Genomic DNA, 25,433 nt, shown 5'->3' on the forward strand with positions numbered 1-25,433 from the left:
GTGGTGCGGCACTAATAGGATGATCGTGGCAGCATCCTTTGGAATCAAGATTTTTATAGTCTTTTGAGCGCCAGCTTGATCATATCTTCTACCGTGAGTTCTCCCTCAGTTTTCAAAATTGCACTGAGTACCTTTTCGGCCGCAGGCTTATTGAATCCGAGCATCACCAGTGCAGACAGGGCTTCATCTGGTATGGATTGAGAACGTACAGGCATGGATAATGCTTCGACCCCCTGTTTTTTCAGTTTGTCCTGAAGTTCCAGAATGAGGCGCTGAGCCGTTTTCGGTCCTATTCCTTTGATCTTTTGGATCAAGGCGACCTGACCATTTACGATAGCCGACTGTATTTCGTCCGGGGTATTAGAGGACAGGATCATCCGGCCCGTGTTGGGACCAATACCAGAAACGGAGATCAGATTTTCAAACAGTTTCTTTTCGCCTTCTGTAGCGAATCCATATAGCGTATGTGAATCTTCTCTGACCTGCAGGGATATAAATAATTTGCAATTTTCCTGATCCTTGATCTGAGAGAAAGTATAAAGGGAGATGTGGACATAATAGCCAATCCCACTCACATCAATGATGACATGAGTGGGGGCTTTGTATGCTAATTTTCCGTTGAAATATTCGTACATAGTACGAATATAGCAAGATTTTAGGCTATTCTATAAATTTTTGAGATGTGCCTGTACGTCAACGACTGCGATGGTAACCATGTTGACGATTTCACGTACTGAGCTGTCCAGCTGCAGGACGTGGATAGGCTTATTCATGCCGAGGAGAATAGGTCCCACAGCTTCCGCTTCGCCCACTTCCTGCAGTAGCTTATAAGCAATGTTGCCGGATTCAAGGTTCGGAAATACAAGTGTGTTTGCCGATTGCCCATTCAGGCAGCTGAAAGGGAAGTTGGCCGTTAGCATCTCGCTGTTGAGCGCAAAGTTTGCCTGTAAGTCTCCGTCAACCATAATTTCAGGATGTTTATCGTGCAGGATCTGCGCCGCTTCTCTTACCTTGGTAGGTGTTTTTCCTTCACTGGAACCAAAATTAGAGTAGGAAAGCAAGGCTATGCGAGGCTGTATATTCATCCGTTTGACTGCCTTGTCCAAAAGTAATGTAATATCCGCCAGTTCTTGTGCGGTCGGATCTTCATTTACCGTGGTATCCCCAAAGAAAATAGGTCCTTTTTTTGTCAGCATCATATACATGCCGGCCACTCGGCTGCCTGGCTTGGCACCGATCACATGCAGGGCAGGACGGATAGTGTTTGCATAATTTTTGGTCATACCCGAAATCAAGGTATCTGCTTCACCAAACTCGACCAGCGATGCCCCGAAATAGTTGCGGTCAAACATCAGTTTACGTGCATCGTAGCGGGTGATGCCCCGACGCTGTCTTTTGGTGTAAAGATGTTCGATAAACTTCTTCGAGCGTTCGGTTTCGCCATCTACTTCAGCAACAGGGTCAATGATGTCCACACCGTCCAATTCAAACGCGTATTCATGGATCAGGCGCTCAATTTTTTCTTTTTTGCCGAGGAGGATAGGGATTGCGATCCCTTCTTCTTTGACGATTTGGGCTGCGCGCAGGGTTTTGTAATTGTCGGCTTCGGCGAATACAACACGTTTTGGATCTCTTTTTGCCGCCATGGTCAGGTTGCGCATGATGGCGTCATCTTTGCCCAGACGTTTACGTAAAGTATCGCGGTATTTATCCCAGTCTTCGATGACCGTTTGCGCAACACCTGACTCGATTGCTGCTTTGGCGACAGCCATAGATACTTCGGTGATTAAGCGTGGATCTGTAGGTTTCGGGATAATATACTCTTCTGAGAATTTTAAATTGTTGGTATTGTAAGCCTGATTGACTTCCTCCGGTACAGGTTGTTTGGCCAGGTCCGCAATTGCCCGTACAGCGGCGATTTTCATTTCCTCATTGATTGCTGTTGCGCGCACATCCAATGCGCCACGGAAGATATATGGGAAGCCCAGGACATTGTTCACCTGATTAGGGTAATCTGAACGGCCGGTACCCATGATAATATCATTGCGGGTAGCCATTGCCAGGTCGTAGGCAATTTCAGGGTTAGGATTGGCCATCGCCAGAACTATCGGGTTCGGAGCCATGCTCAGGAGCATTTCCGGTGATAGTACATCGGCAGCAGATAAACCGATAAATACATCGGCGTCTTTGACGGCATCCGCTAAGGTACGAATATCACGGTCAGTCGCATACTGCGCTTTCATGCTGTCCAAATGCTCTCTATCTGTCCGGATGACTCCCTTACTGTCCAGCATGACGATATTTTCCTTGCTTGCGCCTACCGAAATATACATAGCTGTACAGGACATTGCTGCAGCGCCGGCACCGTTCACCACAATTTTTACTTTGGAAATATCTTTTCCGATGATTTCACAAGCGTTGATTAATGCCGCGCCTGAGATGATGGCAGTACCGTGCTGGTCGTCGTGCATGACTGGAATATTCATCTCTTCTTTCAGGCGACGTTCAATTTCGAAACACTCGGGAGCTTTGATATCTTCGAGGTTTACCCCGCCAAATGTCGGCTCCAAAGCTTTAACGATCTTGACGAATTCGTCGACATTTTTGGTGTCTACTTCGATGTCAAAGACATCAATGTCTGCGAAGATCTTGAACAATAGGCCCTTACCTTCCATGACCGGTTTGCCGGCCTGAGCGCCGATATCACCTAGGCCCAATACAGCAGTACCATTGCTGATTACAGCAACAAGGTTACCTTTTGCAGTATATTTATAAGCATCTTCTTTGTTCTCAGCAATAGCCAGACATGGCTCTGCTACGCCAGGAGAATATGCTAATGATAAGTCTCTTTGCGAATTTGTCGGTTTGGTCGGAACAACAGCTATTTTTCCAGGTCTACCCATTGAGTGGTAATTTAACGCTGCCTGTTTACGATTAGTGTTACTCATTGCGATTTTATTAATTTAAGGCTACAAATCTATCATTCTTTTTGATAAATGGAAATATTTGCCAATATCTTATTATAAATAGACAATAACTTGTTACTTCAAAACATCCAGCAACTTAAACATTTGTTTACGCATATTGGATGCAGATCCTGAATAATTGTTGACCAGGAGCGTATAGGTGAATGATTGTCCATTTTTGTTGGTATGCACACCGGTATAACCTAGCACGCCGCCGATTGTTCCGCTTTTCATTTTCATGTTGTTATAAGTCGGAAGGCTTTCGTAGAACACAGGGTACCAGGATTGCTTCTGTGCGTATTGCATGATTTTATTCATGGCTAAAGTAGTCACCCGATTTTGCGGCGATAGGCCTGAGCCGTCAAGGCTATTTAGTTCGGCCGCTTTAATACCTAATTTGGCATTCCAATATTTCTGCAGATAATGCGCACCATCATCCGTTCCGGTTTTACCTGCCGTGGTATAAGCAATCGCTTTGAGCAGGGCTTCTCCATAGAGGTTAATGCTTTTTTGGTTAAACCAGTAGACGATTTTATCCAATGTTGGCGAGAGGTGTACATCCAGTGTCTGTTTTTGGGAAAGATCCAGAGAATCCAGCTTCCGACCTGTTGCAGGAGCCTCAGAAGCGATGATACCTTGTGCTGCCAGCATTTCGTTCAGCTGAAAAGCAAGATCGTATGCCGGATCCGGAGAAGCGAGTTCAATGGTTTTCTTCAGGTCCTGGCCATAGGAGCCACGCATGAATATTTTCGAAGAGTAGGGGGCAGCATAACCGTACACGTTGTCGCCGCTTCCCGTTTTACCGGTAGTGACCTCGTTGATAATCTCTATATAAGGCATATGCGCGGTGTACCGCAGGATTCCAGCTTTTGCCCCTATTTTGTCTGCGGGACTAAATTCTACTCCAAAAGCGTTTTCCCGCCAGTTGAGGGCCGAAATTCCGGCACCATAATAATTGCCCATATCGGTCCATATCCAGCCGCCGGGCAGTTGGTTGCCGTTATAAAGGCGGTCATCAGCGATGACGCAGCCGTTTATACTACGGATCCCCGCTTGCTGTATTGCTGCCAGCCATTTGTTCAGAACGACTTCTTCTTTGGTTTCAGGGTAACGGGGGCTGCCCAAGGTGGGATCACCGGTACCTGCGATGATGATGTTGCCGTTGAGCGTTCCATGCTCATCCACGGCACCTGTGTAATATAGCGTTGTCTTAAACTGGTAGTTTTTGCCCAGAAAGTCTAAGGCCGTGGCAGCGGTGATGATCTTCATGGTTGAAGCCGTAGCCAGACCAATGTTTTCGTTGGCCGCATAGATGGTCTGACCACTATTTCCATCAAATACAATGAAGGAGCTGATGCCATTCCGGAGGTTTTCCTGTTGCTGGAAGCTGAGGTAGGCATCCTGGATTTTCGTGTGCATATCCTGCCCAAACAGGGGAGCGGTAACCGCAGTGGACGCATAGGCGGATAAAGCAATGGAATATAATAAAAATTGTTTCATGGCATATAATTTCTTTGCGAGTCTCGCGGTTCGGTCATCTTTTTTATAACAGCTTTAGCGATATGAGCATGCAACGTAGGCGATTGTGCTCAGGTTACTCGGTTTGTTTTATTTGGCCTAAAGTTAGGCATTCGACTCTAAAAAATCCTAACTTGCGTAAAATTGTAATGACGACATGAAGCATATCGAAAAATTAGCTGCCATTCGCGAGGCGATGAAGATTCAAGGAATCGATGGTTATATTATCCCATCATCAGATCCTCATATCAGTGAATATTTACCGGAACGTTATAAATGTATTGCATGGGCTTCCGGATTTACAGGCTCTGCCGGAACACTGGCCATTACACAGGATTTTGCGGGCCTCTGGACAGATTCACGTTATTTTGTGCAGGCGGAAGAACAATTGGCCGGAACAGGCTTTGAGCTGGTTAAGCTAAAAACGCAGGGTGCTGCCGAGTATGCGGACTGGCTGGCTGAAAAATTAAGTTCAGGTGCGACAGTTGCTTTTGACGGTAACCTGGCTTCTTTATTGGTTGCTCAATCAGTTAAAAATACGTTAGAACCTTTGGATATACAGGTCGACGGGCATGTAGATCTATTATCGGCGCTGTGGACGGACAGGCCTGAATTGCCTAAAGCACAGGCATACTTGTTGCCGGAGAGCACTACCGGTCAGTCTACCGTGACAAAGATCGGGGCAGTCCGGGCGGAAATGAAAAAGGCCCGTGCGGATGCTCATCTTGTTTCTTCGTTGGATGACCTGGCATGGTTATTAAACATACGTGGTCAGGATGTACCTTGTAACCCTGTTGTTCTGGGCTTTGTCCTGATCACTGCTGAGAATGCGACCTTATACATTGAGCCTTCAAAGTTAAGCGCAGCAGCGGTGGCGGAGCTGAAGGGATATGGTGTGGATATCGCGCCTTATGATACCATCCATGCGGCAATAGATAATTTGCAGGCGAAGACTATTCTTATCGATCCTAAGCGCACTTGTTTTGCTGTCTACGACCGCGTGCCAGCCCACATCAAGATCATCGAAAAAGTAAATCCGTCTACAAACCTTAAAGCGGTTAAAAATAACGTTGAGATTGAAAATAACAGGCACACCTTTGTGAAAGACGGAGTCGCTTTGACCAAATTTTTTAAATGGCTGGAGGAGCATGTTGCGACGGAAGAACTGTCGGAATTGTCCATAGCGGATAAATTGCGTGAATTCCGTGAAGAACAGGAAGGCTTTGTTGATATTTCGTTCACGACCATTGCTGGCTATCTGGATCATGGTGCGCTGCCACATTATTCAGCGAATGAAACGTCAAATTACACGTTGCGCCCCAAAGGGTTGTTGCTGGTGGATTCGGGCGGGCAATACCAGACCGGCACAACCGATATTACGCGGGTCGTGTCATTGGGGCAGGCTACACAAGAGGAAAAAGAAGACTATACACTCGTGCTCAAAGGAACGATCGAAGGGTCTCAGGCAGTCTTTCCTGTTGGCACAAGAGGTTACCAGATTGATGCCATCACGCGTCGTCCGCTCTGGGAAACGTGGCGCAATTATGGGCATGGAACAGGGCACGGCGTAGGTTTCTTCCTGAATGTACACGAAGGACCGCAGGTATTCAACGCTGCAGCGATCGATGTTGCTGTGGAGCCCGGCATGATTACCTCTATCGAACCGGGACTCTACCGGGTCGGCAAGCATGGTATCCGCATTGAAAATCTCGTGCTAGCACGTACGGCAGGGACTTCGGAGTTTGGTGATTTTTTGGATTTCGAAACGCTGACGATCTGTTATATTGCTACAGATTTAATAGAGAAGTCGCTATTGGACAGAAAGCATGTAGCGTGGTTGAACAATTATAATCAATGGGTGTTTGACCAGCTGGCAGCACATCTATCGGGTGAGGAAAAAAGCTGGCTGGCTGAAAAATGTAAAGCAATCTAGGTATTGCCTCAAGAAACAGGCACGGCCGATTGGCTGTGCCTGTTTCAGTTATAGCGATCATGACGATCGTGAAAGTCACTTTTCATGCTTGTCTGTTGTCCCCTTTATGCGCAGGTATAAACCTTTAAGCCCTTTGTGGTCATATCGCTCTATGCCGGCGGGTACCCGTCATGTTAATACTTCTGGAGAATCTCGTACAGTAAGTCCTTGTCAAAAGGTTTTAATACGAAGCCGCTGATAAAAGGGTAATTTGCCAATTGGTCCTGGTCGCTTTTACTGGACGACGAACTGATGATGTATATTTTGCTGCGGTTTATAAAATCGGTGTTATCTTCCAGTCGGTCCATCAGTTCCCAGCCTGTCATAAAAGGCATATTGATATCAACAAAGAGTATTGGGGTGTCCGATGGTCCAATTATGTCAGCCTGCTCCAGAAAGTCAAGTGCATCTTTAAAGGCATGGAATTCGATTTCATAGCCCGAAAAGCCCCGAATCATATGGCCAAAGATAGTACGAAGAATCGCATTATCGTCAATAAGGATGATTTTTCTTTTGTTGTTGCGGTTCATTGCACCTTATTTAAAAGTTGACTGAGAAAATACTGCCTTTATCCGGTTCGCTGTGTACGTCGATCTTTCCGCCAAGGGATTCGATCTGGTGCCGTATCAGAAACAGGCCGACACCTTTGCTTTCAATGCCGCGGTGAAAGATTTTCTTGAACATGAAAAGCTGGGACTTGTATTTCGGCAAGTTAATGCCGAGTCCATTGTCTTTGACCGTCAGCACCGTACCCCCCTCTCCGGCATGCGTTTGTATTTCAATATGAGGCTGCCTTCCCTGAGCGGTAAATCGAAGTGCGTTGCTGATCAGATTGACAAGAATACTCTCCAGATAGATTTTTGGATAATGAATGGATTCTACCTCAAAGTCAACCGAAATGAACGCGTTTTTTTGCTGTATTTCTTCGATAAGCTGGTGTTTTACACTTAAATATACTTGAAGAAAATCACATTTTTCGAAATGAAGAGCAGTGTTGGAGCGTAAATCCAATATATCTCCCAGATCGTGGAGCGTCTCAGAAAGCTGATCAGTGCTCGCTTTTAAAAGGTCCAGAAAATCACTTTTAATCTTTTCATCGCGTGAGACCTTGATTTCATCGATCAGCATCTGCATATTACTCAAAGGTCCTTTTAGGTCATGTGCCAAAATGCCGGCGAATTCCTCCATTTGCCGTACCTTCGTTTCCAGGTCAATTTTAACCAATTCAGACTCCATCTTCTGCCGTTTGAGAATCTCTATGTTTCGTTTAGATTCAGAAATGTCCTGAACCTGGACAATCAGAAACAGGGGGCTGCCCGTATGGTCAAAAACAGCAGAGATCGTAACGGAACACCAAACGAAATGACCCAATTTATGCTTGTAACGTTTCTGCAAAGTGAAGCTATCAACTTTTCCTTGAACAAGTTTTGTCCGTAGCTCAGATTCCTGTCTTGTATCATCTGGATGTGTATAATCACTAAAGTTCATTTTTGACAGCTCTGTCTGTGTATACCCCAATATTTTAGTCAGTGTATTGTTGGATTCTATACAAAAACCACGAAGATCTGTGAGCGCCATTCCCAACCCGGAGAAGTGAAATGCCTGATTGAACTTATGTTCATTGAATCGTATTTTTTCGGTGGATTCAATCTGTTCTGTAATGTCCGAAACCACTAATGCTACGTGGTTTTGTGAACGGTGGATGGGTTTAACCTGTAGGCTGTACCATTTGTTTTTATGCTGTTTGAACGGTGACTGAAATTCCATTTTGAACTCCTTCTCCAGCTTAAGAGCTTTTTGGATCAGCTGAATAGCAGGTCCAGACAGGTGCGGTGGAAAGAGTTCATCCATTCTGCGATCTAAGAATTCGTCTGGACGGTAAAATAAGAGGCTGGGATCATTGGTCCAGTAATTTTTAAACACGCCCTCGTCGGTTACCTCGAAGACAATATCATTTAAGGAGGCGACCAGCAACTGAAGTTGTTGTTGCTTGTCCTTTACATCCTGATTTTGGCTGACCAGCCCTGACACGTCCATAAAAGAGATGAGAAGACCATTATAATCCTTCTCCTTTAGCGGATGAATATTAAATAAAAGCCATTTGAGCTGATCCTCCACGGATATTCCCAAAACAATTTCCTGTAGCTCCCGTTTTTCTTGTAATGCAGTATAGAAAGGAGTTTGCTCAGGATGAAGGGGAGCCCGGCTATCTGCAGAATAGAAGGTTGTAAGCTGATGTATTTTATTGGTGGTAGGTTTAGCGTTCTTTAACGCCAAAAGCTCATTGGCACGTCTATTGGCCTGTAAAATGACTCCATCGTCAGCTGTTAGCAGCAAACCCTCTAATCCGGACATGGAGTTGTGGATAGAAAATGGCGATAAAAAGTCCCGTTGCAAATACATTCTCCAACAATGTTTAGGATGAATTCTCTTAGTTATACTTAGCTGGCAAATAGCATAGTTACCGTCTTGCAAAATTGGTAACTTTTACACCAAAATAATAAATAAATATTAAAATAGATAACTTTTTCTATAATACCGTATTGCAGAAGGGACAAAGTGCATGGCTTTTTGCAAAAAAAATCCTTCGGTTGCGAGACCGAAGGATTTGATCCTCTATCTTTTTAAATCTGCTAGCGGGCGCAGGTTAATTTTTGGTTTTTTCAAGCCATAACCAGTTTAGCCAAAGCGGAGCCTGAGACTCGGTTTTGAACGTGAATCTATATGTTCCGGGGTTGTTTAATTTTATTGTACCGACGCGCTGTTCTGGAAACTCTTCGGTATAATTATTTTCATTGGGTTCGACGACCATTTTCTGCGAGGGAGCAAAATATCCGTCGAGTTGCTGATCAGCCACATTCAGTTGAAACCGTATGGGCTCTTTATTGGGATTATGTGCAGAGAGATCAACAGTGTAATTACCGGCTTCGGCAACGGTAACTTCCCATTCCATTTTGGTATCGGCTGTCACAATAGTATGCGTAGGGTTTTTGCCGTTATAGCCAATAGTTTTGGAATTGTTTGTCACGCTGTTGATAGAATTCAGCGAGAATCCGCCAAATGTCGATTCCTGGACAGCAGTCTCATCCAATACCAATGGGGTATCAAAAGTTAGGCGAACTTGTGAGACGTAATGGTCAGGCTGTTCATCGGGTAATTGAAGGTGGAGGAGACTCAGCTTCTGATCATACTTTATTTGGATCGGTGTTTTTCCGTTCATCAATGATATCTCTACAGGCTTGGATTTTATTCCTGTGATACGCAGTTTATGGTCCAGCGGCCAGTTGAATATGTGGGCGTATACAGTGCTCTTTTGCTGCCCGACTTTGGAAGTCAGGTAACCCCAGTCAAAATGATTGCTTTTTAAAGGTAGGCCAGTGGCCCCATAGATCCCTTCGCCGTAGTTTTTGAGCCAAGCACCGACTTCATGGAGGCGACTGACGCTTTCGTAGGGCACGGTACCATCGGCGCGGGGCCCTATATTCAAGGTGAAACCGCCATTGAGGCTCACATTGGAGATAAGAGACTGAAAAATCTGGCTGGTGGATTTCCATTCGTTCTCCTGTCCATTGTAGCCCCAGGAGTGAGCAATTGTACCGGGTGTTTCCCACGGATGTGCAATATAGGTACTTCCAAATTGATTATCGCCCAAGGTTTGGAAGTCAACGTTTTCGGCATCGGTTGGAAGGCCCAGACGAGAGTTGATCAGGCATTGGGGCTGCAGTTGGCGGATTAATTTGACCACTTGCAGGAGCTGTTCTTTCTTAATAATGGACTGTTGGTAAGGAATCCACATATCAAACCAGATGAGGCCGATGTCCCCATAATTGCTGAGCAGCTCACGTAGCTGCGGTATTACTTTTTCTTGCCAGTATTGGTTGTACTGTGCATCAGTGACATGGCCTGTCAGTTCCTGCTGATGGTTCCAGCCATAAGGATGTTCCCAGTCGATCCAATGAGAATAGTAGAAACCCAGTTTGAGGCCGTGTTTTTTGCATGCCGCTGCGATCTCTTTGATGACATCCCTTTTTGAACCACTGAGCTGCGGCAGGCTGTAGGTACCTACCTTGGTGTCCCATAGTGCCACTCCATCGTGATGTTTGGCCGTAATAATGATATATTTCATCCCGGCTTCTTTTGCTAGAAGTACCCATTGCTCGGGATCAATTTTTTTCCAGTCAAAGCGCTTAGCCAGGGTACCATATTCTTCTTTGGATACCCTGTTGCGGTAACGTAGCCATTCCGCATAGTTGTTCATATAACGCAAAGGTTCTCCTTTCCATAAGCCTTCAGCGGCACTATATAAACCCCAGTGGATAAACATGCCAAAACGGGCATCTTTAAACCAGTCTGCCTTATTCGTGTGCTGAGCAAAAAGTCTGATAGAAGCACTGATCAGTAATACAAAGAGCAGCAGTGCCCGTTTGAATCGTGGTATCATAAAGGTCATCATTATTTAGAACGACAAGATAGCTAAAAAATCAAAAATTGATAAGCTAAATCGAATTTTTAAGAACAGGGAACTCCTATGCCGTGTGTGGATAGTAAAAACGACCCCAAGCGTATACAGCATGGGGTCGTTTTCAGTAAACATCGTCTGCGAAGCTGCAAGCTGATGGGATGGCCGTAGGTTATGAATACCTGCGAAAAAAGAATATCGAAGTGAAACTATTTCAGTTTGAACGCACTGATAATCTTGTTAAATATCTCCGTATTGTTGTAAATACCAATAAAATTCTGTGCTCCCGGACCATATGCGAAAACAGGAACCATAATATTGGTGTGATCATCGCTGCTGAAGTAGCCCCTAACTGTTCCTTTTCTGTAGTCAGCATCTAGAAGTGAGAGTCCGCCAGTCTCATGATCTGCCGTTACAATGACGAGGGTTTCGCCATCGTGATCGGCGAATTTTAGTGCTTCACCCACAAGTCTATCAAAGTCATGTTGTTCGGTAACAACGTAGGGTAGATCGTTGGCATGTGCGCCATAGTCAATCTGGGCACCTTCTGCCATGATGAAGAATCCCGTATTGTTCTTTGATAATAACTGTATGGTTTTTAACAGTGAAGTCTTTAACATGTCTCCACGTCCGTCCAAAACCCTTCTGGTTGCCGAATCGGCTAACAGGACCAGCTGCTTTCCTGATGTGGCTTTTTCAAAACTATCCAGCGTGGTTTGTAGTTGATACCCTTTCTCTGCCAGTTCGTCCATCAGCTGACCGTCTTTATTTTTTAGAAAACTTTCACGACGGGAACCGACCAAGATGTCCACGTTACTTTTTTTGAAATCAGCGGCAATGTCCTGCGACATCGTGCGTTCAATCTGGTGCGCATAAAATGCAGCAGGAGTGGCATCGGTAATGTCTCCGGCACTGATAATACCGCTCTTGATCCCATATTGAGCGAGAGTGTCAGGTAAAGAGGTGGCCCTCTTGCCATTAGCATCTACGCCGATATAGCGGTTGTTTGTTTTTTTTCCGGTCGCGAGTGCTGTTCCTCCCGCTGCCGAATCTGTAAAATCTGAATTAGAGGCTTCCGTGCGTGAAAAACCGATATGCTTGATGTTAATGATATTGGACTGACCAAAATTGGCGCTTAAGCCTGCCTGAATGTGTGCAAGCCCCATTCCATCGCCGATCAACAAGATGATATTTTTGGCTTTTCTTGATGTGCCGTCGCTTTTGTAGGAGGGCAGATAGGGCTTGTAGCCTAGAGGATTGACGTATTCGGCTTTGGCCCGGTTTAGATAGAAATTTTTTAGGGCATCGGGATGATCCGTGTTGATCCAGTCGATACCCATATGCTCAAGCTCCTTCCAACTGTTTGGGCTATCTTTGGTGGCCCAAAAACGGAATGGTTTCCCCATTTGGTGTACTTTCTCAACAACGGCTCTCATCTTTTCAAGATCTGGTGGTGTTGGTGTACCTTTACCGTTCCAGACTGTGTAGCGGCCGATATCCTGACTGATCATTCCGATACGTTTTAATTGTTCTGGAGTATAGTCTTTTTCTGGCCTTCCGTCAAAAAAGAAGATCGATGGATAATGCCCGAACTTTTCGGCAGGCGGTATTTCACCGCTGATGACGATCTTGATCGCAGATGGATTCTGCTCTGGGTCGAATACCGATTCATTTCCTTTTATTTCCTCTAGCAATTTCTCCAGAACTTGCTCATAGTTTTCTTTAATGTCGATGACCAGCTGTAGTTTTAGCTTAGGGTCGGTATAGGGCCGGTTGCCATTTTTTTTGAAAAGTGCGACCAGGGGATCTATGTAAAGGGTTTTAAGGGTTCTTTCTGGCTCTATCTCGTGGTTTTCATGTGCAACGAATAGTTCGCCGTTCCGGTAGAATACGTCCGCTTCGATAGATCCCATGCCGGCATAGTACGCTTCCAGCAAAGGTATCTGCCGCCTGTAGTCGTTGTGGCTGTGACCGGTGTTGGCAGTCAGTTTCTGCTGTGCGGAAACTGACTGAATATAAAGGGCCGCAGATAGCAACCAAATGAACTTACTGTTTTTTACCATCCTGGATTTTGTTTAATTATTCCTGAACTATTGTCGATTTCACGTTGGGGTACAGCCCAGACATCATGCACCTGGGGGTTGAAGTTTCGGGAAGGCCAGATCACTGTACCGTCATAGTCGTGCAGAGGTTTTGCATACGCTGCCTGAGCATCTCCCCATCTAACCAGGTCGCGATGACGATCGGCCCATTCTCCTGCCAATTCATTTCTGCGTTCCCGTTTTAAATCTGTCATGGTCATTCCGCTTTTGGGTAATAGGCCCGCGCGTTTCCGGATCTTATTTAATTCTATATCTCCAGCGCCAGCTCCGTTTAACTGAATAGCTGCTTCTGCTTTGGTCAAAAGCACTTCAGCAAAACGCATCAACGGGATATTGAGATCTGTGGTTCCATTGTCACCATTTGGATTCACATGAGTCGGAATCGGATTTTTATAGGAAAACGGTTCCATATATTTATTGAATTGATAGTTTGATGTCGCACCTCCATCTTTCGTGAAGGTACGCTCTTCGCCGAAGAACTGGAATTTGTCTCCCGGTTTTAGGATTGTAACCTCGCGGCGTAGATCCCCACTTTCGAAAGAGTCATAGAGTTCTTTGGTAGGAAGATAATATCCCCATCCATTATAAATACCCCATGCTTTGTTCGTCAACATGACGCCGGGTAATTTGCTGCCCCAGCCCGTTCCGCCGCCGTCTGGAGTACAGACTACCGACCAAATATATTCTTTGGACCAGTTGTTGGCTGCTTTAAACACATCTGCAAAGCTGGGCAGCAGATCATGCTTGCCCGAATTAATTACCATATCAGCATATTTTGCGGCATTTGCATAATCCTTTTTATATAAATATACCTTGGAAAGATACGCCCAGGCAGCGGTTTTGTGTCCTTTACCGTAATCTGATGGATCCATTTCCGAAAAATAAGGAAGATTTTCTGCTGCTTTTAAAAATAAGGAGATGATGTGATCATAATTTTTATTGACGTTACTGGCTCGTGGGATGGGTTGTGTGGCATCTGTTTCGGGAGTAACAATTGGTATCCCAGCCTTGTTATTCCCGTAGTTGGCCGCTAGCTGGAAATATACTAGTCCAGCATTAAAATAAGCATCGCCTATAATTTCTTTCTTTCGATCCTCATTCATCGTGATCCGGGGAACGTTTACAATAATATCATTGGCTCTTTTGATGATGGCATAGCGCATGCTCCATTGTGTTTCTGTGTAACCGCCTCCAATATAGCTTCTGTTAAAGTTCTTGATGTTGTCGGCTTCCGGTTTATTGCGGCCCGTTACCATATCGTCACTGGCGTTTATGAACCAGAACATCCCACGACCGTAAAAATCTTCTTCGTTGTATTTTTCATACATGCCTGCCTGCCCTTTGATCGCATCTTGTTCGGTCTTCCAGAAATTCTGTGAAGATGGCGAACCTTCAGGTGAGATATCCAGTTGTTTCGCGCACGACCCAAGGAGTGCTATAGCTAATACTGCGAGGTATTTTATATTCGTTTTCATCGTTTTATTTTGTAGTATTCATGATGGCCAACTGTACTAAACTCTATAAGTACACTATATTCTTTAGACTTGTGGCGTTTATTTGAGATTATAAGTTAACATTTAAACCGAAGATAAAGCTTCTGGCTTGTGGATAGCGACCAACATCAAGGCCGTTATTGTCCATGCCTATTTCTGGATCAAAGCCTGTGTATTTTGTAAAAGTGAATAGATTGTTGGCCGTTGCATAGACTCTTACGTTTCCAAGTTTAAATCTATCAGCCAGGGATTTTGGCAGCGTATACCCCACGGTGACATTACGGATGCGAAGAAAAGAGCCATTTTCTATATAAAAATCTGAGGCATTAAAGTTTCCGTTGGCATCTGAGCTGGATATGATCGGCACTTTACCGTTCGGATTTTCCGGAGACCAGGCGTCGAGAATCCCTGCAAGTTTATTGTACGAAGGACCACTGGCACTATATGTCGTTCTTTTTACTGCATTGAACAACTTGTTGCCCTGTACGCCCTGCGCAAAAATATTGAAATCAAAATTTTTATAATTTGCATTGAAGCTTAGGCCGTAGGAGAAATCCGGATAAGCACTTCCTGCGTAGTAGCGGTCTTCGGGACCGATAGAACCGTTGCCATCCATGTCGACGAACTTAAAATCACCGGCTTTTGCATTAGGCTGGATTTTTTGGCCATTTGCGTTTTTGTAACCATCTGCTTCTGCCTGGCTCTGGAAGATGCCATCCGTCTTGAGCACAAAATAGCTGTACAATGGCTGGCCTACAGCGATCCGCAGTGGTGCCAGTTCGTTTCTAAAGTTGGTCTCAACAGGGATGTTGGTCAGTCCGGGAGCCAGCTCTTCTACATTATTGTTCAATTTCGTTAAGGTGGCGTTCACGGAGTAGGAAAAATCGTTATTTTTAGTGCTGCTATAGGTCAGACCTAATTCGATTCCCTTGTCTTTCACGAGTCCGCCATTAATGGTTTGAGTATTCAGACCCGCTGTACCTGGAAGAGAACGTTTTAAGATCATATTGTTTGTTTCCTTAACAAAATAATCAGCCACAAGGCTCAGTCCGTTTAGGATACCAAAATCCAGACCGATATTGGTCTGTTTGCTTTCTGCCCAGCGCAGATCGTCGTTTGGCAGAACATTCTGTACGTAACCATTTTGGAGCTCCGGCTTTTCACCAAAGTAACTGGTTGTGCGCACGAGAAGTGGGTTTACGTCCAGCGGGTCTAATCTTCCAAGACTGCCGAGCACACCGTAGCTGCCTCGCAGTTTTAGTTCATTTAGCCATTCTACTGAGCGCAGGAATTCTTCTTTGTTAAGGGCCCAGCCTGCTGAAACAGAGTAATAGTTCCGGTATCTATTTTTTTCCTTCAACATGGAAGACCCGTCTCGCCTTCCAATCAAGGATAGCAGGTATTTTTCATTGTAATTGTAGTTTGCTCTCAAGAACAGCGATGAAATTGCTGTTGATGCATAGCCGCTTTCTGGTGGTTGCACTTTATTGGCGTTATCCAGGTACCTATATTGTTTGGATTCGTCATCAAAATCGCTCGCTGATGTATTCAGATAGGTGGTTTTGGTCTTTTGAAAAGTATAACCTCCTGTCAAATCGATCTGATGTGCATCAAATTTAGCTTTGTAGTTTAACACTTGTTCTGCCAGAATATCATTTGCGTCATTCGCTCTTTCAACTAGGCTATTGCTCATGACGGGCTTACCGATTTCGGGACGTTTTGGTGTGAAACTTTTGTATCTGGAGTTGGATTTGGTAATACTTAAGTTAGAACGGAAGGTTAGCCCTTTGGTTAATTGAAAGTTTGCATAAGGGTTGATAACCAGTATGTTGGTAGGGTTGTTGATGTCTATACGCATCAGTTCTGCGACCGGATTGATGATATCGCCGTAATCGCCGGGATAGGGTCCCGGGAGACCGGCAAAACTGCCGTCGGGATTATAGGGAGTACCGTTTGTTGGATAATAAATCGCCGATAGCAGTGCACCGGTATAGTCACTGCTTGTATTGGCACCGTTTCCGTTCGTGCTGCTGTACGACAGGTTTTCGCCCACCTTCAACCAAGGGGTGACCTGATGCTCCGAATTTATCCTGAAGTTGTAGCGTTGTGTTTTCGTATTCAGTACAATGCCTTCTGCGTTCCGGTAATTGAAACTTAGGTAAAAATTGGACTTTTCATTACCTCCATTGATGGCGCCATTGTAATCTTGCAGCGTTGCACTTCTAAAGACCTCATCCATCCAGTTGGTTTTCGTTACAAGTCCATCCGGATACTTAGCTGGGTCGAAAGCAGGCAAAATTGTCGTACCACCATTTTTCGCTGCTGTTGCCGCTACTTCTGCGCGTTGTTCGGCATTTAAAGGTTTTAATTTGCGCCATGCACCCTGCTGGCCAATCTTGGCGTCAACACTGATCTGCAATTGCCCTTTTTTGCCTTTTTTTGTGGTGATCAAGACCACTCCTCCGGAAGCCCGTGCCCCATAGATTGCAGCGGAGGCATCTTTTAAAACCGAAATAGACTCGATGTCGTTGGGATTTAATTGCGGGGTACCTAAGAAAATAGAGCCGTCGATCACGTACAGCACACTTTCACCATTGATACCACCGGCACCACGAATATTAATACGGGGTGGGGAAGTGGGGTCACCGCCCTCGTTGGTCACAATGACTCCTGGGGATTTGCCCGCTAAAACCTCACCGACACTGTTTACTGAACGCGAAGACAATTTATCAAGTGATACGATACTTACAGCACCTGTTAATGTTTCTTTCTTTTGCGTCCCATAACCGACCACCACAACTTCAGATAATGTTGACCGTTCTTCACTTAGCGTTACATGAATCATTTCATTCTCGCCTACTGTTATCTCTTTTGAGTGGAAGCCGATCATAGAGAAGGAGAGTACTGCCTGGGAGCCGGCTTCGATACGGAACGAACCTTTGGCGTCTGTTGTCGTTCCATTTTGTGTGCCGACTACTTTTACGGATACGCCTGCGATAGGCGCTCCCAAAGTATCGCTGACAATCCCCTTAATTATGCGGTCTGCTTTGATGTCAGTTGATTGGCTGAGTATGACATGTCCCTCTTTCTCCATAGCGCTGATCCCCAGTTTGGTCAAAATGGAGCGTACAGACTCCGTTCTGAAATGGCCGCTTACGACGGTATTGCGTCCCTGTAAAAGGTCTGGGTTGTACACGAAGCTAAGACCGGAGAGATGTTCAATCCTATGCAGAATTTGTTCGAGCTGCTGTCCCTTGCTGATACTGATGTTTATTCTGCTTTTGTCCAATCGCTGGGCCATACCGGGGGAGGCCATTAAAGAACTGCAGAATACTGAAGTAATCGACAATGCCAGACAGGGATACTTCATGACCCGATAAAAAGAGAATTCTCTTTTAAATGGAGGTGTTTTCATTTTTTTGTAATTAGGTAGTGAATTACGCATGATGACTAAGATTTTTTGTGGTTATTTTTTGAACATTATTTATGGATTTTGAATATGGTATTGTTATGTGATGCGCTGTATCGGCAATGATGTAAATTGCAGAGAATGTCTAAAATTTCGGATGGCTTTTGTGCACTGCTGAAAGTAGCAGTTGTTTTTAGCGACTTGAGCGTTTTATCGGTGAGTACAATCTTGATATTATAGATGTAAGCCAACCTTTGCACAACCTCTTGCAGCGAAGCTCCATTAAATGCGATTGCTACCGTGGTATTGGTGTCCAGCGAGCTATGTGACGTTTGTAAGGTCTGTTTATTATAGCGCAGGCTTTGGTTTTTGGTCAGGATACCAAGCACTTTCTCTTGCTGTTGTACAGCGACTTTACCCGTTGCAACCAAAACTTCAATATTTTTGGAAGCTCCGTATGCTTTAATCCGAAAGGAGGTTCCCAGTACTTTTACGGTTAAATCAGAAGCGAGCTGTACTTGAAAAGGATGCTCTTCATCGTGAGCAATAGTAAAAAAGGCTTCGCCTTCAGTAAGTTCCAGTTCCCGTATTTCCCCATTGAATTTGCTTGGGTAGCTGATTTTCGAAGAAGGCTCCAGGATAATTTCTGAACCGTCGTTCAGCGTGATTTTTTTTCGTTCACCTGTTTTTGTCGTCGTCACGATTTGTGCTGTGTCCGAAATAGGCTGCCTGTAGCTTCGGTTAATCAATAGACTTGCGGAGACGATGATGAAGAGCACTGCGGCTATTTTTAAGAGTGGATAGCGTGACAGCGTATGTCTTTGAGCTTGTTTTTCGGATATTGCGGACTGAATATTGCCCAACATCTGCGCACGAAGTAGATTTTTGCGTTCCTCTGAAACCTTGTTTTCAGCACGGTGAAGTTGAGCATACCATTCTTCAACCTGTTTAACTTCCGCAGCACTCGCCTCACCGTTTACATACTTTTGCAGTAGCTGTTTTGCTTTTTCTTCCTTCATTTGAATAGATGTCACTTCAAATGGAGAATGGTACTAGTTGAAGATGTTAGCAGTATATTAAGTTTTTGTTAATAGCGAATAGAAGGCAGGAAATAGATTAGGACAGGCTTTTCCTGAGTATTTTCATGGCTGAAGTAATTTGATTTTTTACCGTTTGCACCGAGATGTTTAATTCTCTTGCGATCTCCTTTATTGATTTTTCCTGTTTGCGGCTCATCAGCATAACTTGGCGCATCCGTTCGGGGAGCTGCATGAATGCTTCCTCTACTTTTTGTTCGGTATCGTGTAGGATAAGGAGATCGTCCGCAGCGTCAGCGTATTGTTGATTCATCAGGGCTGCGAGTTCGGTCCGATGCCCATCTTTCACGATGTTGTTCCTAAAGTAGTTGATGATTTTGAATTTTACAGCTCCATGCAGATAGGCCGCGAGGTCGCCGGAAAACACGATATGTTCGCGGTTTTCCCAAAGTTTAATGAAAATTTCCTGTATGATGTCTTGGGCAGCATCCTCATCACCTATTTTTTTTAAAGCTGCATCAAATAGATCTTCCCAATACAGATCAAAAATCTGTTCCATTGCAAAATGCTCACCTTTCTTTAATGATGCTATCAATAATTCGCTCACAGGATCAATTTAATTCGACAAAGCTAACAACTGCGTATTCCCTTAAGGTTAATAAATCTTAAAGAGTATATTTTGTCTATTGTCCCATTCCTGTAGTATTAAACAGCGTTTCCTTTCTAATGAATGTAGCCTAGTTCTCGTATCGACCTCCTATAGATGTAGCAGCGTTGAGGCCTTGTATTGGATATTATCGCATAGCGAAAACGCTGCTTTGTTCTTGGCGGCACAGCAGAGGGATAACTTGGTCCGAACACACTCTAAATAAAAAAATATTTGCATTTTGTTCTATTTATACATATATTTGTATGTATAAACTATAATAACGTATTGCTATTTGTTTTCCATAACAGGATAACATACTGTTATGTCCGTTCGATGGCCGACTGCGGACCATAACTTTTCGCTTGCTGAATATGCAATATCTGTTGATTTCTGAGTTGGCCTTTCCTAATCAGACCAAGGTGCGAACGTTTATGTCGCAACTGAGTTGACCCCTATTTAATCACCTTGGTAGTCGCTGTTTTTTACAAATAAGTGTTCGTTATGTGCAATTTTTGCGGTCAGCGCGCGCTGTTGCTGCTGCTTTCTGTTGCATGGTTTTTTATCTAAAGTCATTTTTTGAAATGGAAATTAATAGCCAATTAATCATTGATCGGTTGTCTCAGCGTCTAGACCTCGATCGCGTTTACCTCGTTAAGTATGAATTTCTTAAGCAGGAGTATCATCATTTATTGCTGGCACTTAAACCCGTGAGCGGTCTTTCGCATAAAGTATTAAAGCCCATAGTGGAGTTATGTTTGATGGATCAGGAAAATATTTCCTTTGAAATAGTGCCCACAGGCGAAATGCTCAATAAGATAAAAACAGGTAGTTTATACTATTCCTATGCATCGCTGGCCGAGCATATCATTTATCTTGACAGTAAGAAGCATAGTCAGCCGCTTAAGGCAAAAGAACTTAAGAGTATTTTGGAAATTTCGCAGGAGTATTACCAAAAGATGACGCCGGTTTCGGTTGATTTTTTCAGGGGAGCTGAAACCTTTGCTGCACAAGGAAATTTTCAGAGAGCCGTTTTTATGCTGCACCAGAGCGTGGAAAACCATTTACGGCTGTTGCAGATCATGATCGATGGAAAAGCCAATAATGTCCATCATATCAGCAATAGAATCAAGAATCTCCATGAGCATTTTTCTATGTTGAGGCAATCAATTACGGGAAAAGATGCTGATGAACAGGCACGCTTTAAATTGTTGGACAGCGCTTTTAACGCGGTAAAACAAAATAAGGACTTGGAGATATCAGCCTTTGATGCCTCCTGGCTTTATGATCACTGCAAGACCATCCTTAGTGCAGTAGGAGAGCTGTACCTGGATTTTATGAAACGCCTTCAGACGGGCTATGAGAAAATGAGGGAAATGGAAGCGTTAAAACTGAAAGAGAGTAAAACTGTCGAATCTGGGAAGTGTATCGAAGCGAAAAAGACAGCAGTAGTGTCAAACGACCCTATTTTTCATGCATTTCCCTGGCCGGAGCAGTATCAATCGGACATATATCATTTGCTTGATCAAGTTCGTCAGGAGAATCGTCCCGAACAGATTATGTTGCTGAATTACTATGCAAGTGATGCACGAGGCAAAGGGTTATTCGAATTCCCGCAACAGGAGCACAGCAATGCTGAAATTTATCTCGCGGTCATCAAGAAGAAAATCGGTCCATACCATTTTCGAAAAATATCTTATGGACGGGTGACAGCAATCATGGCCTTTTTAAATACAAATTTTATTGAAACAAAATTAAATACAGGCAGTCGCTTCTCGCATACGATTTGGAACGAATCTGTGGTGCTTTATCGCGATCCAAGCTATAAGCCTACTTATTCTATTTCACCGGTAAATTGGTCGGACGCCCTGTATAAAACTGCCAATACGTGGGCGCGAAATGCAAAGCTCATGCAAGACCTGGTCGCTACCTGTTGTAATGATTGTTTCTCTAGCCGGCCATTGGCCGTACTCTTGTTAAACCAGCTCACCCTGATCGGATTGCATAATTATCTCTATTTACGAATCGGCTATGCGCCAATGAATGCGGCTGTAGAAGACCTTGTTGCCTGGACTTGTATCTGTGACAAAAAGGTGAGCCAGTTTTTTGTGGCAAAAGACGATACGGAGGAAATCTTGAATGGACAACTATTAAAGTTGATGAAAGGCCGGGTCTATGAGCTTCCTCCAGAATTGGACCAACTGGACTTAAACTACTTTAAGTCCAAAGCCAAGGCGATTGCAGCTTTTTTTACCGACCTATGCGAGCAGAGTTTGAAGTATATGGAGTTGAAATCCAGGACTATATAAATTGAAGTTCCGATAAAATATCAGGCCTTTACATAGGTATGATAACAAAACATAAACCATGATAACTAAACATAGATCAATGAATGAAATAGAGGTAGCGATACCGTGGCAAAGCAAGAATGAGAAATCGCTGTCGATCGTTTATCTTAAAAGATTTTTTAACGGAAAATCTGCAAAATTTGATTGGGATTTTAGCGTGCTGCTGGAAGAAAGTGTTTTTAATAATACATATGTATTTGAAGGATTTTCTAGAGGAAGAGGCAATGTTCGTCTTCAAATAAGACTGACCGCTGAACACCTAAAAGTAAATTGCTCGTGTGGAAGAATGGAAGCAACATTATGTGAACATGCCTATAGTTTGTTGCGCGAAAAGGTAAGTAAGAATAAATATTATTTTGTTCATCTATACGATCCAAAATGGTTTAAACCTCATGCGAATCAACGCAAGCTATTTAAATTGTCTCTTAAGAATGAACATGGAGGAATGCCGGCAATTGAAATCAATGCCACGGCAGATCGGGGTAGCATTTATGGTTTTCACAAACCATCGGAGATATGCCATCTAGCTAGCCATAAAATTTATCCCATTAAGCCTGCAGTTCCCAAGCCGCAAGGTAAGTTTATTGTTGCCATACCGATAAATAATACGATCGATCATTTACCTTTTTTACTTCCTTTTTTAAGTGACGAAAAGAAAAAATACGTTTTCAAGGAAAGCTATCTATTTAAAGAAGACATGCCACATCCAGAACATCTCACTTGCCATGAGTTGATGCTTGATGCTGTAGCACGGAAAATGGTACAGCTAGGGGCTTCTGCATTTCGACTCAATGGATGCGACGCACTCTCCTTTGCTGAAAAGAACGAAAGACGTCATCGAATAATGGACTTATGGAGGGATCTCGTCTCCAATCAATTGTGTAAAGATGAGCTGATCTTCTTCTATTCCAATACCAACAATTTTGGTCTAACACATTGTCGATTCCGATACAGCTCCCATCTCAACCAGGTTCGTAAACTAAAAATTGCTAATGGAGATGTTAAACTTAAGATTCAATTGGTCGAAAGCCAAGATGGTCTATTGATGGAATTGCTAGCTTATTATAAAGGCAATTTGTTGAAGAAAATCAAGTTTTTGAGTGATGTGCATAGTTTCTTTCTGGAACTAGGCTCCAAACATGTTCTTTTCATTGATGATTTACATGTCGAAAAATTGCTAAACCAGTTTCGGTATTCGGCATTCAGGATTTTTGTATTGAGTCAAGACATTGGCAAGTTCTATGACGAAATCTTACATCCAATAGCGCCCCATTTTTCTATAGAATACAGACAGGAGGGGCTTCAGGAACTGCCAACAACGGTGGAAAAGAAAGATGAACAAACCAAAATACTGGAGCTGTCCCTTAAAGACGACTTATTAGTCCTGAGAGCCTATATAGATTTTGGGACAGTTACCTTGCCCATTGTTGATATGCCTAGTACCACTGTCTTAACTTACATCGATAATAAAATTTGTGTTCAAGAGCGCCATGTTGAGACGGAGCTGGCCTTTAGCAATTTTGTTAAAAATCAACATGAATCTTTTGAAGAGCAGGCTTCTGCCCACACTTGGGAATTGCGAACATCACTAATTTCTCGAACGAATTGGATAAAGAATCTCGGTAAAGTATGTCAGGATCATCACATTAAGCTCAAGCTTAGCGGTTTGGTTAAAGGATCTAACTATTATCCTTTCTCTTTGAAATGGGAGGTGGGGGAGCTGAAGTCGCAGTCCAATTTATTATACGTCAATATAAAATTTAAGCTGGGGAAATTAGTACTCGAACCTAGCCAGTTTGAACCTTATTTATTGGAAAGGAAAAATTGGTTTAAGATCAATAACGGCGACCATGTCTATATCAGTGACACGTTGAAATCGCTTTTTTTACCCTTATTTGGTCAGGCACGTATAGAAGACCCTTACCTCATTTTCACCTCAGCGCAATTAATTTCTTTTCAAACACAATTGGAACAGATAGATCCTAGGATTATTAGCGATAGTACAAGAGAACGGCGAGATAAATTGGCCAATATGACAGAAATACCTTTATTAGATGTTCCCCATACCGTAAAAGCAACGTTACGACCTTACCAATTGGTTGGTTTTAGCTGGATGGCATTTTTACAGGAGTTTCAATGGGGCGGTATTCTGGCCGATGACATGGGACTGGGAAAAACATTACAGGTTATTACTTTATTGGAATACTATTATCAAAATAATCCAGAGGCGGACCCTTCCATTGTTATCGTTCCTAATTCCTTGCTATTTAATTGGCAGAATGAAATTAAAAAATTTGTTCCGGAACGAAGTTATTATGTATATCATGGTACGAAAAGAAAAGATCAGGAGACTTTAGCGAAGGCATCGATCGTACTTACAACGTATGGAACTGCAATGGCAGACTTCTCTTTTCTTCAATCTCAATCATTCAGCTATATGATTTTGGATGAATCTCAAATGGTAAAAAATCGGAATTCCAAGCGGTTCGAATATTTGTTTTCTATTCAAGCATCATTTCGAATTGCCATGACTGGTACGCCAATTGAAAACGGTATTGAAGACATCTATGCACAAATGACCATGGTCAATCCGGGCTTTTTTGGGAGTTACAGAAATTTTAATAAAATGTATAAGTCTCTTGGAGACGTGGAAGAAGCCGATGTACCCCTAACGAATTTGCAGAAGATGATTGCTCCATTCATCTTGAGAAGAACCAAAAAGCAGGTGGCATTAGATTTACCTGATAAAACAGAAACTACCCTCTATTTGGACATGCAGCACGAACAACGGAAGCTTTATGACATCTATCGTAAAAGATATCGAGTGGAAATTGAAGAGAATTTAAACGGTGAAGATTCTTCAAAGTTGAAGTTTTTTGCGTTGGAGGCTTTGCAGAAGCTAAGACAACTATGCAACTCTCCTGTTCTGATGAAAGATGGTGACTTTGGTAACGAGTCAATCAAATTGGACTTCATTGATGAAATTATGGCGGAGGTCGCTCCTAACCATAAGATCTTGCTCTTTTCAGCGTACACGTCCATGCTTAAGCTTGTAGCTCAACGAATTGATAATAGTGGAATAGACTATATCTACCTGGATGGAAAGATGAACCAAGAGCAAAGGCAAGCTGCCGTGGAAAAATTCCAAAACGATGACGAATGTCGTGTCTTTTTGATCAGCCTAAAAGCTGGTGGGACCGGTTTGAACCTCACTGCTGCGGACTATGTCTACATCTTAGATCCTTGGTGGAATCCTGCCGCCGAAGCTCAAGCGATAGACCGTTGCTACCGGATAGGTCAAGATAAGCATGTAATGGCCTATAAGATTGTTTGCAGGGATTCTGTTGAAGAACATATTCTGACACTTCAGGAAAGTAAAAAACGAATTTCTGAGGGCCTAATCTTGGATGAAACCAATCTGATGAAATCTATCAGTAAAGAAGAACTACTTAAACTATTCGATTAACCACAAAAATTAAAACT

14 protein-coding genes are annotated in these 25,433 nt (G+C 43.5%); 3 read left to right on the top strand and 11 right to left on the bottom strand.

The features are described from left to right. Window positions 1-53 precede the first annotated feature (53 nt). From ruvA to dacB, 3 genes are all read right to left on the bottom strand, one after another. Window positions 54-635, bottom strand: coding sequence for a Holliday junction branch migration protein RuvA (gene ruvA / locus K7A41_RS04740; protein ID WP_028072471.1), 582 nt, complete (start codon window positions 633-635; stop codon window positions 54-56). Window positions 636-665: 30 nt separating this feature from the next. Next, window positions 666-2,948, bottom strand: coding sequence for an NADP-dependent malic enzyme (locus K7A41_RS04745; RefSeq protein ID WP_028072472.1), 2,283 nt, complete (start codon window positions 2,946-2,948; stop codon window positions 666-668). Window positions 2,949-3,041: 93 nt separating this feature from the next. Then, window positions 3,042-4,466: a D-alanyl-D-alanine carboxypeptidase/D-alanyl-D-alanine-endopeptidase gene (gene dacB / locus K7A41_RS04750; RefSeq protein WP_265712801.1), complete on the bottom strand. Its 1,425-nt coding sequence runs from the start codon at window positions 4,464-4,466 to the stop codon at window positions 3,042-3,044. 175 nt (window positions 4,467-4,641) lie between these two features. Here dacB and K7A41_RS04755 point away from each other — a divergent pair, with 175 nt between their 5' ends. After that, the gene (locus K7A41_RS04755) at window positions 4,642-6,417 is read left to right on the top strand and encodes an aminopeptidase P family protein (RefSeq protein WP_028072474.1); all 1,776 of its coding nucleotides are present in this window, start codon (window positions 4,642-4,644) and stop codon (window positions 6,415-6,417) included. 173 nt (window positions 6,418-6,590) lie between these two features. Here K7A41_RS04755 and K7A41_RS04760 read toward each other — a convergent pair whose 3' ends face one another. From K7A41_RS04760 to K7A41_RS04795, 8 genes are all read right to left on the bottom strand, one after another. Then, the gene (locus tag K7A41_RS04760) at window positions 6,591-6,986 is read right to left on the bottom strand and encodes a response regulator (RefSeq protein WP_051607380.1); all 396 of its coding nucleotides are present in this window, start codon (window positions 6,984-6,986) and stop codon (window positions 6,591-6,593) included. A 10-nt stretch (window positions 6,987-6,996) separates the two neighbouring features. Beyond that, on the bottom strand, window positions 6,997-8,811 hold the full coding sequence (locus tag K7A41_RS04765; protein WP_265712802.1) for a sensor histidine kinase: 1,815 nt from the start codon (window positions 8,809-8,811) through the stop codon (window positions 6,997-6,999). A gap of 292 nt (window positions 8,812-9,103) precedes the next feature. Further along, complete coding sequence (locus K7A41_RS04770) at window positions 9,104-10,897, bottom strand: alpha-L-fucosidase (protein WP_265712803.1); 1,794 nt, start codon at window positions 10,895-10,897, stop codon at window positions 9,104-9,106. Between the two features lie 227 nt (window positions 10,898-11,124). Then, complete coding sequence (locus tag K7A41_RS04775; RefSeq protein WP_265712804.1) at window positions 11,125-12,978, bottom strand: alkaline phosphatase; 1,854 nt, start codon at window positions 12,976-12,978, stop codon at window positions 11,125-11,127. Continuing rightward, window positions 12,972-14,492 carry a RagB/SusD family nutrient uptake outer membrane protein gene (locus K7A41_RS04780; RefSeq protein ID WP_265712805.1) on the bottom strand — a complete coding sequence of 507 codons (1,521 nt, stop codon included), beginning with the start codon at window positions 14,490-14,492 and terminating at the stop codon, window positions 12,972-12,974. Before K7A41_RS04780 ends, K7A41_RS04775 begins: the two co-directional genes overlap by 7 nt. Window positions 14,493-14,580: 88 nt before the next feature. Continuing rightward, the gene (locus tag K7A41_RS04785) at window positions 14,581-17,925 is read right to left on the bottom strand and encodes a SusC/RagA family TonB-linked outer membrane protein (protein WP_265712806.1); all 3,345 of its coding nucleotides are present in this window, start codon (window positions 17,923-17,925) and stop codon (window positions 14,581-14,583) included. Window positions 17,926-17,990: 65 nt separating this feature from the next. After that, window positions 17,991-18,938 (bottom strand): FecR family protein, encoded by a 948-nt coding sequence (locus K7A41_RS04790; RefSeq protein ID WP_265712807.1) that lies wholly within the window; start codon window positions 18,936-18,938, stop codon window positions 17,991-17,993. 97 nt (window positions 18,939-19,035) lie between these two features. Then, complete coding sequence (locus tag K7A41_RS04795) at window positions 19,036-19,563, bottom strand: RNA polymerase sigma-70 factor (RefSeq protein ID WP_265712808.1); 528 nt, start codon at window positions 19,561-19,563, stop codon at window positions 19,036-19,038. Window positions 19,564-20,186: 623 nt separating this feature from the next. Between K7A41_RS04795 and K7A41_RS04800 the strand changes: the two genes are divergently transcribed. Both K7A41_RS04800 and K7A41_RS04805 read left to right on the top strand, forming a co-directional pair. Next, the gene (locus tag K7A41_RS04800) at window positions 20,187-21,911 is read left to right on the top strand and encodes a hypothetical protein (RefSeq protein ID WP_265712809.1); all 1,725 of its coding nucleotides are present in this window, start codon (window positions 20,187-20,189) and stop codon (window positions 21,909-21,911) included. Between the two features lie 79 nt (window positions 21,912-21,990). Next, window positions 21,991-25,416 (top strand): DEAD/DEAH box helicase, encoded by a 3,426-nt coding sequence (locus tag K7A41_RS04805; protein ID WP_265712810.1) that lies wholly within the window; start codon window positions 21,991-21,993, stop codon window positions 25,414-25,416. Window positions 25,417-25,433 lie beyond the last annotated feature (17 nt).

Origin of the sequence: Sphingobacterium sp. InxBP1 (assembly GCF_026191775.1) — a bacterium.
GTDB lineage: Bacteria > Bacteroidota > Bacteroidia > Sphingobacteriales > Sphingobacteriaceae > Sphingobacterium > Sphingobacterium thalpophilum.

What these genes read in the sequence shown, in the direction of transcription:
- K7A41_RS04790 (WP_265712807.1), bottom strand. Translation starts at nt 18,938, where the DNA reads ATGAAGGAAGAAAAAGCAAAACAGCTACTGCAAAAGTATGTAAACGGT.
- K7A41_RS04770 (WP_265712803.1), bottom strand. Translation starts at nt 10,897, where the DNA reads ATGATACCACGATTCAAACGGGCACTGCTGCTCTTTGTATTACTGATC.
- K7A41_RS04805 (WP_265712810.1), top strand. Translation starts at nt 21,991, where the DNA reads ATGAATGAAATAGAGGTAGCGATACCGTGGCAAAGCAAGAATGAGAAA.
- K7A41_RS04775 (WP_265712804.1), bottom strand. Translation starts at nt 12,978, where the DNA reads ATGGTAAAAAACAGTAAGTTCATTTGGTTGCTATCTGCGGCCCTTTAT.
- K7A41_RS04745 (WP_028072472.1), bottom strand. Translation starts at nt 2,948, where the DNA reads ATGAGTAACACTAATCGTAAACAGGCAGCGTTAAATTACCACTCAATG.
- K7A41_RS04780 (WP_265712805.1), bottom strand. Translation starts at nt 14,492, where the DNA reads ATGAAAACGAATATAAAATACCTCGCAGTATTAGCTATAGCACTCCTT.
- K7A41_RS04755 (WP_028072474.1), top strand. Translation starts at nt 4,642, where the DNA reads ATGAAGCATATCGAAAAATTAGCTGCCATTCGCGAGGCGATGAAGATT.
- dacB (WP_265712801.1), bottom strand. Translation starts at nt 4,466, where the DNA reads ATGAAACAATTTTTATTATATTCCATTGCTTTATCCGCCTATGCGTCC.
- K7A41_RS04760 (WP_051607380.1), bottom strand. Translation starts at nt 6,986, where the DNA reads ATGAACCGCAACAACAAAAGAAAAATCATCCTTATTGACGATAATGCG.
- ruvA (WP_028072471.1), bottom strand. Translation starts at nt 635, where the DNA reads ATGTACGAATATTTCAACGGAAAATTAGCATACAAAGCCCCCACTCAT.
- K7A41_RS04785 (WP_265712806.1), bottom strand. Translation starts at nt 17,925, where the DNA reads ATGAAAACACCTCCATTTAAAAGAGAATTCTCTTTTTATCGGGTCATG.
- K7A41_RS04765 (WP_265712802.1), bottom strand. Translation starts at nt 8,811, where the DNA reads ATGTCCGGATTAGAGGGTTTGCTGCTAACAGCTGACGATGGAGTCATT.
- K7A41_RS04800 (WP_265712809.1), top strand. Translation starts at nt 20,187, where the DNA reads ATGGAAATTAATAGCCAATTAATCATTGATCGGTTGTCTCAGCGTCTA.